This window comes from Okeania sp., from assembly GCF_983059655.1.
Genome location: NZ_CEZPJD010000138.1, coordinates 1,423 through 13,234 on the forward strand (window position 1 = coordinate 1,423; position 11,812 = coordinate 13,234).

The 11,812-nt window shown below is 33.4% G+C and carries 10 protein-coding genes; 6 read left to right on the plus strand and 4 right to left on the minus strand.

What is annotated here, in order from left to right; genetic code table 11:
* Window positions 1-157 precede the first annotated feature (157 nt).
* The 3 genes from AC3DU7_RS10375 to AC3DU7_RS10385 all read right to left on the minus strand — a co-directional run bounded on the left by AC3DU7_RS10375 (window position 158) and on the right by AC3DU7_RS10385 (window position 4,435).
* Window positions 158-1,207, minus strand: coding sequence for a homogentisate phytyltransferase (locus AC3DU7_RS10375; RefSeq protein WP_488039273.1), 1,050 nt, complete (start codon window positions 1,205-1,207; stop codon window positions 158-160).
* A 474-nt stretch (window positions 1,208-1,681) separates the two neighbouring features.
* Window positions 1,682-2,380 carry a potassium channel family protein gene (locus AC3DU7_RS10380; RefSeq protein WP_488039274.1) on the minus strand — a complete coding sequence of 233 codons (699 nt, stop codon included), beginning with the start codon at window positions 2,378-2,380 and terminating at the stop codon, window positions 1,682-1,684.
* Between the two features lie 723 nt (window positions 2,381-3,103).
* Window positions 3,104-4,435, minus strand: a complete 1,332-nt coding sequence (locus tag AC3DU7_RS10385; RefSeq protein WP_488039275.1) for a TrkH family potassium uptake protein — start codon at window positions 4,433-4,435, stop codon at window positions 3,104-3,106.
* A 901-nt stretch (window positions 4,436-5,336) separates the two neighbouring features.
* On the opposite strand from AC3DU7_RS10385, the gene AC3DU7_RS10390 reads away from it, so the two are divergent.
* From AC3DU7_RS10390 to AC3DU7_RS10410, 5 genes are all read left to right on the plus strand, one after another.
* Window positions 5,337-6,203, plus strand: coding sequence for a methyltransferase domain-containing protein (locus AC3DU7_RS10390; protein ID WP_488039276.1), 867 nt, complete (start codon window positions 5,337-5,339; stop codon window positions 6,201-6,203).
* Between the two features lie 375 nt (window positions 6,204-6,578).
* Complete coding sequence (locus tag AC3DU7_RS10395; protein ID WP_488039277.1) at window positions 6,579-6,776, plus strand: hypothetical protein; 198 nt, start codon at window positions 6,579-6,581, stop codon at window positions 6,774-6,776.
* An 869-nt stretch (window positions 6,777-7,645) separates the two neighbouring features.
* Window positions 7,646-8,134 carry a Tic20 family protein gene (locus AC3DU7_RS10400; RefSeq protein WP_488039278.1) on the plus strand — a complete coding sequence of 163 codons (489 nt, stop codon included), beginning with the start codon at window positions 7,646-7,648 and terminating at the stop codon, window positions 8,132-8,134.
* Between the two features lie 119 nt (window positions 8,135-8,253).
* Complete coding sequence (rpsF, locus tag AC3DU7_RS10405; protein ID WP_488039279.1) at window positions 8,254-8,619, plus strand: 30S ribosomal protein S6; 366 nt, start codon at window positions 8,254-8,256, stop codon at window positions 8,617-8,619.
* 218 nt (window positions 8,620-8,837) lie between these two features.
* Complete coding sequence (locus AC3DU7_RS10410) at window positions 8,838-9,395, plus strand: Npun_F5560 family protein (protein WP_488039280.1); 558 nt, start codon at window positions 8,838-8,840, stop codon at window positions 9,393-9,395.
* A gap of 429 nt (window positions 9,396-9,824) precedes the next feature.
* Here AC3DU7_RS10410 and AC3DU7_RS10415 read toward each other — a convergent pair whose 3' ends face one another.
* A complete protein-coding gene (locus tag AC3DU7_RS10415) occupies window positions 9,825-10,172 on the minus strand; it encodes an STAS domain-containing protein (protein ID WP_488039281.1) in 348 nt (115 codons plus the stop codon).
* A 597-nt stretch (window positions 10,173-10,769) separates the two neighbouring features.
* On the opposite strand from AC3DU7_RS10415, the gene AC3DU7_RS10420 reads away from it, so the two are divergent.
* Window positions 10,770-11,399, plus strand: coding sequence for a DedA family protein (locus AC3DU7_RS10420; protein WP_488039282.1), 630 nt, complete (start codon window positions 10,770-10,772; stop codon window positions 11,397-11,399).
* Window positions 11,400-11,812 lie beyond the last annotated feature (413 nt).

The following is an 11,812-nucleotide window of genomic DNA, read 5'->3' on the forward strand; positions in this document are numbered from 1 at the left end:
AAGACGCGATGTGTGTACCTTACCAAAATTATCAACTTTCTTACTTTTAACTTTTAACTTTTAACTTTTGACTTTTGACTTAAAAAAGACGCGATGTGTGTACCTTACCAAAATTATCAACTTTCTTACTTTTAACTTTTGACTTTTGACTTTTAACTTAAAAAAGACAAGCCATAGGAAAAATTAAATATTCTAGGAAAAATAACTTCCAAATAAATTGATAAAAATCAGCGATCGCTCTTTTATCTTCTAGGTCTACCTTTTGACTACGCCACCACATTATACCCAAAGCTAATACATGACTTATGACCAAAAAAATCAAATTAATATTTGCCAACCAAACTACGCCCAGTATAATCATACCGACATAGCAAATCGTTAATACCCACCTTGCCAAATTAAAGACAGCGAATGCTCCTAATTTAATTGTAAATGTAGTGATATTAAATTTACGGTCTCCTTCAATATCTGGAATATCCTTAAAAATTGCAATGGCAAAAGTGAAAACTATTACAAACAAAGTTAGTGCCCATACTGTGGGAGGAATTTCTGGAATTATCAAGCTTTTTTTGAAGAGAATTATTTCACCTACTCCTTCTATCCATTCATACAAACTTCCTGAAACTTCCTCAACTTTTTCTAATCCCCAAACAAAGCTTAAAAACAACCCTAAATTAACAATTACTCCCCGCACAGTAAAAATACATAACGCTGCCCAAAAAGGAAATCTTTTTAATCTAATAGGAGGCAAAGAATAAAATGTACCAATTACTAAACTTATTCCAACCGTACCTAATAAAAAAGGTCCGCCAACTAGAGCTAAACTTAAAGCCAAAACTCCCGTTATTGCCACAATTACTTGACCAGAAAATCGGGAAAATTCACCTGCAGCTATAGGAAGATGAGGTTTATTAATTCGGTCTATTTCAACATCTTCTAATTGATTCAATCCTACTATATAAATATTTCCACATAGACAACTGATCCAAGTTACTAATAACAGAATTAAACTATAGATGAAAAAAGATTGATGAAAAAAATCAGAGCGATCGCCCAGAGCAATTAGATATATTGCCAATACACTTAATGTTGTACCAATAATTGTATGGGGGCGTGCAAATTTCCACAAGCTGTATAGCCATGGGAAATATTTTTGCACCAAATTAGTTGTGATTTTTGCTTCCTGATAATGTGAAATTTCTCCCATAACGACCTTGAATGATTTTTCTTTTAATTTACGATAATTTTATAGAAGTTTTCATATAGATAGACTACATTCAAGAATTAATAATTAACAATTACCTCTTCTTTTAGAAAGTATCTGTAAAATAAATCTAAAGAAACATTTCAAATATCTAGTATTCGGTGGGTTACGGCGACCAGGAAAATATTATTTGATTTTGTGAGATTATTTCCATCTAACCCAACCTACATCAAGACTTAATATTTTATTTATAGATACTCTCTAAACCAGAATTATTTAATTATTAATTATTAATTATTTGATACTTTGAATTCTCCTTAAACTTCTCAATACTAATTCCTGCTATAAAGACAGTGAATTAATAGCTGATTGCTGATTGCTGACCGCTGTTTACGCAGCATTCCGCAGGAAATGCTTATTTGCCTGTTGCCTAAAACCCAAAATTTTTTAGCTTTATTCACAATTGAGATGCACCCATTAATTTGGCAAGCGATTAATATCTTGGTTAGAACCAAGTACAATCATTATTATTCCTTTAGTTAAAATTGTACTAGGCTTCGGATTAATTTTAAATTTTTCACCTTGGTCGCTAACTGCCAGTAAATTTAAACCATATTTATTTCGTAGTTCTAAATCAGCAATAGTTTTACCATCAAACTTTTCTGGTACAATAATTTCTACGATACTATTATCTGGGTCTATATCAAATTTATCGAGTATTCTAGGTTTACTCAATAATCGTGCTAGTTCGCAACCCATCTCTCTCTCTGGAAATACTACATAGTCTGCTCCAATCTTGTTTAAAAGTTTCACATGAGTCTCTGAAGAAGCTTTAGCTACTACAAATTTTACTCCCACTTCTTTAAGATTAAGAGTAGTGATAATACTTTCCGACAAATAATTGCCAATTGCCACAATTACTGTATCAAAATCTGAAATACCAGCTTGTTTAATAGCATTAATTTCTGTTGAATCAAGCTCTAAAGCATGGGAAGATATTTTGTCAGTTAAAGCTTGATTTACTCTTTTTTCTTCTCTATCAATAGCCAAAACTTCATAGCCTAAATTATGCAGAGTTAGACATACTGCTTTACCAAATCTACCCAAACCAATTACTGCAAATTGTTTAGTTTCAGATTTTAAATTTTGAAAAAAATTCCAAGACGATAATTTCACTAAAAATTCAACGTTATAGCTTCTATCTTGTCAATAGCAAGTAAGCATTCAGCTATTAGCATTTCCTACGGAATGCTTTCCTAAGGAATGCTACGCAAATGCAAACAGCATTCAGCTTTTGAAAGTAATAAATTATTAAGGTTAGCTTGTTACCTTTTTCTTTCCTGCGGAATACTGCACCAACATAATTTTGAATTCTCCTGATCAGATCATAAGTTAATAACTGATAGCTGACTGCTGAATGCTTACAATAGCAAACAAAACGTTGCCTCCAAATATCTATTTTCAGATTTTACCAATTCTGAGAAAAGTTTTGAACAACTAATTAAATTTATTCTCTTATTTTTTTTGCTATATTTTTAACTTTAGCATCAATATAGAGTTTTTCAAGTTATTGAGTTGCAGTTGTTTTTCTTCTTTTCTATTACCGAATAAGTAAGGTTTAAAGCCTCTCCTTTAAAATAGAAAAGCGGTCGTTAGGAGAGCTGACCGTAAGGTAAGATGGCGTTTTAGCTGTTGCCGACATGTTTGCGCAGCATTCCGTAGGAAAAAGCGGAGCGGGTCCGCAAGAACTGGTCTCCTCTATGGCCTCGAATTGGCCAAGAGGAAAGAAAAAATTTTCCTTAAGCGTCAATCCTCTTATTTTTATTTTTAAGGAGAGATAATTATTAATTATTAATTATTAATTATTAATTATTGAACTACTCCCTAAAACTAAAACAATTATACAAATAAATTTTCCTCTGGGTACTGAACCGCACTAGGATTTTGTTCAGCAAAAAAAGTAGATACTAATAGTAAAACACCAACTCTACCTATATACATAGTTAAAATCAATACTAACTGTCCTGGAACTGTAAAATTAGAAGTAATACCTGTAGATAAACCGACTGTAGCAAAAGCAGATACAACTTCAAAAAAAACTTGAATTGACTCTAATTCTGGGTCAGCAAAAGCAGCTAAAATAGTAGCGATCGCCACTAATGAAGCTGAGGCAAAAACCACACCAATAGCTTTAAGAATAACCATCACTGGAATCTTACGTTGATAACATAAAACTTCTTCTCTACCTTGTAAAGCTGCTTTTGTACTGTTAAATAATATTCTAAAAGTTGTAGTTTTAATACCTCCTCCAGTGCTACCCGGACTTGCACCAATAAACATTAAAGCAATAGTAATAAATAAACCCGCATCAGTCAATTTCCCAATATCAATAGTATTAAAACCCGCCGTTCTAGTCGTAACAGATTGAAACCAAGCAGCAATTAATTTTTGCCCCAAATTGAAATTTTCTAGAGTCTGAGGATTGTTAAATTCAGCAATAAAAAAAGTAATAACACCAAAAATTAATAAAAAAATAGTTGTATTAGTAACAACTTTAAAATGTAGAGAAAAAGCATGAAAAAATTGCTCTTTTTGCCAACGATTTTGCAGCCATAAATAAATTTCCATAATTACTTGATAACCCAATCCTCCAAATATAATCAACCCAGTAATCACAAAATTTAGTAACGGAGATTTTGCATATTTAATAAACCCATCTGTATATAAACTAAAGCCGGCGTTATTAAAAGCATTTATACTATGAAAAATAGAATACCAAAGACCATTTTTAAACCCATAACTTGGAACAAAAATAAACAAAAGCAACAAAACACCAGTCAATTCAAACACAATTGTTGTAGCCAAAATAGACTTAATTAAAGGTTCTACACCAGCCAATCCTACCTGTTCCAAAGATTGCTGAAGAGCAACTTTTTCCCGAAGACGAAATTTACGACCAAGCAACAACAAAAGAATAGTTGTAGCAGTCATATAACCCAAAGCTCCAACTTGAACCAATAATAATAAAAATAATTGCCCCCAAAAAGAATAATATTCCCCCACATTCACAACAGAAAGCCCAGTCACACAAACAGCAGAAGTTGCTGTGAATAAAGCAGTTACAGGATGACTCCAATTTCCATCACTCATAGAAATAGGTAACATGAGTAATATCGCACCAATAATAATAACAGCAATAAAACCTTGACATACAGTTCTAGCTACACTCATTTCAAATTTTTAGTATGTATATTTAGTAAGCATTTCCTATAGAATGCTGCGCAAACAGCTATCAGCTATCAGCTATTAGCTTATTATTTTATAAGGAAAATTCAAAATTATGTTTACGCATAATTCCACATAAAAGAAAAAGGTAACAAACTAACCTTATTAAGTTCTGTACGTTCAAAAACTATTTGCGTAGCATGACAAACGGAAATGCTGTTTGCGGAGTATGACAAACGGAAATATTAATAGCTGTTTGCGCAGAATTCCGCAGGAAATTATTACTTTCAATCACAAATAATTTATAGTAATATACATTAATAATGGCATAAATTAACATCTAAAATTACAAACACTTTAACTTTTTTATCTAGACAAAATAACTTTGAATCTTGATTTTTTATGTTATATTATTTCTTGATAATTAGTTATGAAAAAACTATCCTTTCACTTGCAGAGAAAATTTCTTTATTTTCCCTACTTCCCACTCCCTACCCCCCTACTCTCTACTCACTTATACCAATTCCCAAAAATAATGCTATACTTGCCATGGGACTTCAGCTATTAAGTAATAATAATGCTTGAATAATTTTTGTGACTATTCTCGGCATTAAACCAAGATATCTTATCTCTTTTCACCCTACTCCCTACTCCCTACTCCCTACTCCCTACTCCCTACTTTCAAGGAGATGTAGCAAGACTTTTGAGAAATGGTATTATTTATTAAGTATTCAACCGAAAATGATATTAAATATATAATAGTCCAAAAAAATCAATCCTTAACCTTGATTAATAATTATGACCAAAAAAATAGGTCCAAAGCCTCTCCTTTGAAGGGCATGAAAAGCGGTCGAGGAATGCTGCGCAAACAGCCAGAGGTACTGATAACTGATAACTGATAACTGAAATGACCTCAACCTTAATCGAACAGATTCAACAATTCTATGATGCTTCCTCCAGTCTCTGGGAACAAGTGTGGGGCGAACACATGCACCATGGCCATTATGGACAAGATGGTAAACAGAAAAAAGATAGACGACAAGCTCAAATAGACATGATTGAAGAACTACTTCAGTGGGGAGCATCAAATGAAAAATCAAACTTTTGGCCTCCTACCTCGATCCTAGACGTCGGTTGTGGTATAGGAGGTAGTACACTGTACTTGGCCGAAAAATTTCATGCCACTGCCACAGGTATTACCCTTTCTCCCGTCCAGGCTCAAAGAGCTAAAGAACGAGCTGATGTAGTTAACTTAAGTCAATCTACTAATTTTATAGTGGCAAATGCTTTAGAAATGCCCTTTGCTGATGAATCATTTGACTTGGTATGGTCTCTCGAAAGTGGAGAACATATGCCTAATAAACAGAAATTTTTGCAAGAATGCTATAGAGTCCTCAAGCCAGGTGGAACTATAATTATGGCTACTTGGTGTCATCGTCCAGTTGGTAGCTCTGATGGACAACTAACTGACGATGAAAGGAGACATCTAGCCGAAATTTATCGGGTTTATGCTCTGCCTTATGTTATTTCTTTGCCAGAGTATGAAGCGATCGCCCAAAAAGTTGGCTTTCACAATATCTGCACTGCTGACTGGTCAACTTCTGCTGCTCCTTTTTGGGATATTGTAATTGAATCAGCTTTTGACCCTAAAGTGATTATAAATTTACTCTTTAGTGGTTGGACAACAATTCAAGCTGCTCTTTCCCTGGAGTTAATGAGTAGAGGATATGAACGAGGATTAATAAAATTTGGTCTAGTGGGGGGAAATAAATAGTTGATTATTACAAATTATTTTTAAATTGGTGAAAGTGAGTCAAAATTTTCATACTTTTTAGATATGAAATAATTTCCTGAAATTAACTATGGGATTAAAGTTTCGAGCCTATAAAATCTTACTTTTAACTTTTGAGTTAATTTCTTACTTTTGAATTTTGACTTTTAAGTTTTGACTTCATCCCATGACTTTTTACTTCATCATTAACTCACTGTACTTTAAGTTCTTTTTTTCTCTTCTATTCTTTTCCTTCTCTCTTTATCTCGTCAATAGTATCTTCAGGTAAATGTTAATTTCTGTACCAATATACCTACTTCTGCTATAATCATCGCTTAGAATAGATACACCAGATGGGATTTCCTGGAGGTGTAATTTATGTTAGTTATTTTAATGGAAAATCAGCTAGTTGCTCCTCAACAAGTTTGTCAAAGTTGTTTGTTAGCCGATAGAAGTGGTCAACCACGATGGAAAGGTGGTCAATTACGTTGTGGTCATCCAGTTCCTAAGTTGGCAGATACTCAACCAGATCAGTATGAGTGTCAAATGGGTTTCCGTGTTGCCAGTATAGAATAATTAGGGCTTGCTGATTAAATATCAAAGCATTTACTGATATTGATTTTAGCCTTTTTAGGTATTGAAAAAGTACCTGGTTTTGAGCTATTAGAGCTCAAAAAGGAGCATATTTTGGGCCAGATAGGGGAAGAACAATCTTGGGACGATTCTTCTGACTACCTCTTCTATAATTCCCATTCCTCCTGACTTCCTCCTGATTTCTGGATTCTGGCTCCTACCCTTACCACTCATACTTTTGAGCGCAAACCCTAATTACAAAAAATTAGGTTGATAATAATGTGTTGAGAAACCAAGCATGAAAATCAACAGTAGATTAAAATTATGCAACCCTTGAAGCTAGTAATTTCAATGTAGCTTAAAAGTTAATAAAAAAGTTATAGCACTCAAACTTGAGTTGTGTATAAGATATCTTAAATTAGCAAGCAAAAAATAGTTTTAAACACTTAACACTTTATTATCTACTTTTTTTTTGATAAATAATTTATGACTACTTATGCAAAGAAAGAATATAGAATAATATTTTTAGAAAAAATAAGAAAGTTCTAGCAAGTATTGCTTCTTTATATGGTAACTATCTACCAAATTATGCTTAAAAACTAGGGACTGTTACTTATAAACTGAGTCCGAGCAAGGAATTGCCTACCTTTGACTTTTTCTCAAAGAAAAATAATTTTGTCCCTTAAGTTTACCGAAAATATTTAGTGGCTTTAGCTAAGAGAGTGGTCAATTTTTCTTAAATTACTTAAAATTTGAAAATTTAGCGATCTTTATAGGTAACAAAATACTATCTAGAGATGAAGTTATCTAACTACTGCGCTATCCTGAATTTATATGTACTTAATTATCATCAAGCTCAGGAGTATTTGACAATGACTTGGCGTGGTTCTACAACTGTTCAAGACCGAATTTTTGCTAGCTTACCATATTTATTGCCCTTGCTAGATGGGTTAGGGTATGGTAAGTATTTATTCCAGCAGTTCCCTCCTCTACGGATAATACTAGTTCTTCTATCCCCTTTATTACAGATTTATGTACAGATTGATAGACTTATACCTTTCTTTGGAGGCTTCATAATTTTCCTTGCTCTGTTCTTATTAGTAGTGAGAAACGAAAATATATCTCACTTTATTCGTTTCAATACCATGCAATCAATTCTACTGGGTATTATTTTAAGCTTGTGTGGTCTAATTCTGCAAGTATTGGGAGGAAGTTTAGGAGGATTTATTCTGGAAACTATCTCTAATATGATATTCATCGCAATTCTAGCATCATTTATCTATGCAGTAGTTCAATCGCTCATGGGTCGCTACGCAGAAATACCTACTATTTCTGAAGCTGTTTATATGCAGGTGCGCTAAATATTTTTCACCTAATACTCTTTACTTTGTCTTTGTGGTGAAAATTTTGTAAGATAAAAGATCCTTGCTTCTGCATAAAATTTGCTAGAAGCCATGTAGTCCGAAAGGAGATTATTTCAATGAAACCATTCATTTACGAAACAATGTATATTTTGCGTCCAGACCTGAATGAAGAACAGGTAGAACAAGAAATTGCAAAATATAAAGATTTATTACAGGAACAGGGGGCTTACGATATAGAAATTCAACATCGTGGTAAGCGTCGTTTAGCTTATGAGATAGACGAGCGTCGAGAAGGTACATATATTCAGATGAACTATCAAGGTCCTCCTACTCAAATAGCTGTATTGGAGAGGGCAATGCGTTTGAGTGAAGAGGTTATTCGTTACTTAACGATTAAACAGGAAGTACCAAAAAATACGACACAAGATACTACTACATCAGATACTCTAGATCGACCAGAATCATTAGCAGCAGTGGAATAGTAAGATTTCATGGTAGTCCAAATAATATGGACTAACAGATTTGAGAGATTTGATTCGCCCAAAAAAGGCAAAGTCGAAAAATAAAGTAGAGTTGGAAGAGTTGAAATAGGAGAGGAGTCTTTCCTATTTCCTCTATTATATTAACTGTTCGAATTATAAGGCTATACTATTTCTAAATATAAATTATATACTATTACATAATTAGGAGCAAACTTAAAGTGAAGCAGATGCAAAGGTTAAATTCACAACAACTTCAACTTGAAGTATCTCGTCTTAACGAAGAACTACAAATGCGAGACCAATTAATTCAACAATTGTCTCAAGAACTTTTTCGATTAGTTAAGGGAAATACAAGTATAGTACCAACATCAACAGTTCCTGAAAGTTACCAATCTCAAATGCAAAGCTTAAAGGAACAACTCAATGAAGTCGAACAACAAGTAAATTTTTATCAAGAACAAATTGCTGAACGAGATGCAGAAGTGTATAGTTTGCGCCATTCTGTGCAAGAATTAACAGACCGCTCCCAAATGTTAGAACAAGTAGTACAAGAGCTACCAGAAGTCTATCGCCAAAAATTCTCTGAACGACTTGCAGAAGTGCTTGAGAAAGTGGAAATTTTACAAAAGGAAAACCGCCAACTTCATGCAGAGTTACAAAGTGTTAGTTATCGTCTAGCAGTTAGAAATCGTCGCGCTAACGGTCTAGATTTACCTGCTTTTGGCCAGGGCCAACCAGGTTCTTCTGTAGAAATGCCAACTTTTGGAAATGCTTAATTTAAACCAATATTTGCTAGGGTAGTTATCAATCTCTATCTTAAGCATTAGTATCAAATTGTATCTCAAGAAAATAGTGTTTTGATAATTAGTGAACTGCTATAAACCACTATTTGCCACATGATTAAGGTTTAAATCCTCTCCTTATAAAAAAGAAAAAATTTTCCTTTAAGTTAATCCTATTCTTTTGGAGGAGAGGTAATTATTTATCATTAATTTTGAACGCAGTTTCAGAAGTTATGAGGTACTACTAATGGTTTTAGGAAGTATTGTAGTAGGGAATAGGGAATTGTAGTAGCGAACAAGCAAAAAATATTTATCCCGATCAGTTGTACAACATTATTTTGAAAGCTGCTGTATGCTCACTTAATAATAACCAGTTAAATTACTATTTAGCACCTGAGTCGAGCATTTGCAAATTAGCTTCACTTAAGCTGCTAGTAATTTTGCCTGAGAATCAACAAAAACATCATTAATAGTGTTAAAAATTTGAAAAACTCCATCTAACTGAGTAATTTCAAAAACCAATCTAACTGTGGGGTTAAGGTTACATATCGCTAAACTATAACCATGTTCACGAGCCTTTTTCAAACCAATAACTAATGCACTTAAACCAGAGCTATCTATAAACTCTACATCTGCCATATCAACAATCCAAATATTATATTTTTCTTCTATTAGAGATATGAATTGCTGCTTAATGGCATTTGCTCCGACTAAGTCTAAGCGACGATTAGGAATGATAATGATATGTTGACTGGCATCAATAGTTTTCATAGGTATCACCATTATTAAAGAGGAAAAAAAATTTACTTTGCTGTGCAATGTAAGTTGTTGAAGATTAAAGATAATTTATTACACCCTAATTATCAACAATCCAGAAATTGTTAATATTCTGTTATGCGTTTAATACTTCTTGCGTACATCAATTAATTAGGGCTTTCTGATTAAAACTAAAACTCTTTACAGATAAATGTTTTAGCCTTTTTAGGTACTAATAAAATGCTAGCTTTTAGGTGGTAATGGTTCAAAAATCTAGGATTTTCAGCAAGATAGGGGAAGAAAACCAAGGGAAGATTTTTCTGGCTACTTCTTCTATAATTCTCATTACTCCTGAATTCTGAATTCTGGCTCCTCCTCTGAGAAAAAAGACTTTTTCAGCAAACCCTAATTATCTATACATAGACAAAGATTGTTTGAGTCATAAATAAGTTCCCTTTACACTTACATGGATAGATTTTGTAATGTGTGATTTTTGGGTAATGCTTTTTGAGATTGGCCAATTCTCTAAACCATTTTTACCTAATCACTATATGGTAATAAAATATAAAAAAATGATAAATTAAATAAAGTTTGCTTAAAGATTACTGTATAATACAGATGGAATTTGTATCCTTAGAAACAATTCAATCAATAGCCCATGAATACGGCTATCTAGCCATTTTTTTAGGAATAGCCCTCGAAAATGCAGGAATCCCTTTACCTGGAGAAACAGTGACACTCGTAGGTGGGTTTCTTGCAGGTAGTGGGGAATTGCTTTATAGATATGTTCTTAGCTGTGCAATTATAGGTGCAGTATTCGGCGACAGTTGTGGGTATTTGGTTGGGAAATATGGTGGCTGGCCATTAATGTTGAAATTAGGTCAAATATTTAGGATTAAAGAAGAAAAACTGATAGATGCGAAAAATCAGTTTAGTAAAAATGCAGCTAAAGCAGTATTTTTTGGTCGATTTATTACGTTACTACGGATTTTTGCTGGCCCTTTAGCGGGAATTGCTCAAATGCCTTACTGGAAATTCTTATTATGCAATGCTAGTGGAGCGACTATTTGGGCATTGACAATGGTAAGTTTATCTTTCTTTTTGGGACAAGTTGTACCTCTAGAAAAATTAGTATCTTGGGTTGCACAATTTGGTGTGGCTGCTTTGGTATTAGTGGTAGCTTGGATTTTGATTCCTATTTGGTTAGAGTCTTTGAAGAAAAGAAAAGAAAATACAGGTTGATAATTTACGTTGGAAAAGTCAAACTAAAGTACGATTAAATCTACTAAAAATCATCTAGATATTTCTCTTCTTTTCTCTTCAAGTTTTCATAATTAGGGCTTGCTGAAAAAGTCTTTTTGCTCTTCGTAGTGGTCAGTAATACCAATTTGATAAATGTTTGCTACAAATGCTTGAACTGTTTCTAGTAGTCAATAGTCAGTAGTCAGTAGAAACAAAAGAACTGTTATTATCATTTTTGACCCTGAAATAATTCTCCAAGTGCTAAATATACATCTGACTTTAACCATTTTTGTTAACCAAGACTATTCGTAACATTCTTTTTTCACGCTTGGTATAAGTCAGTAGTCAGGAGACATGGGAATTATAGCGCTGTGCGCAGCTCATTTGGCAGTAGGCAATAGCGGTCAGACCCC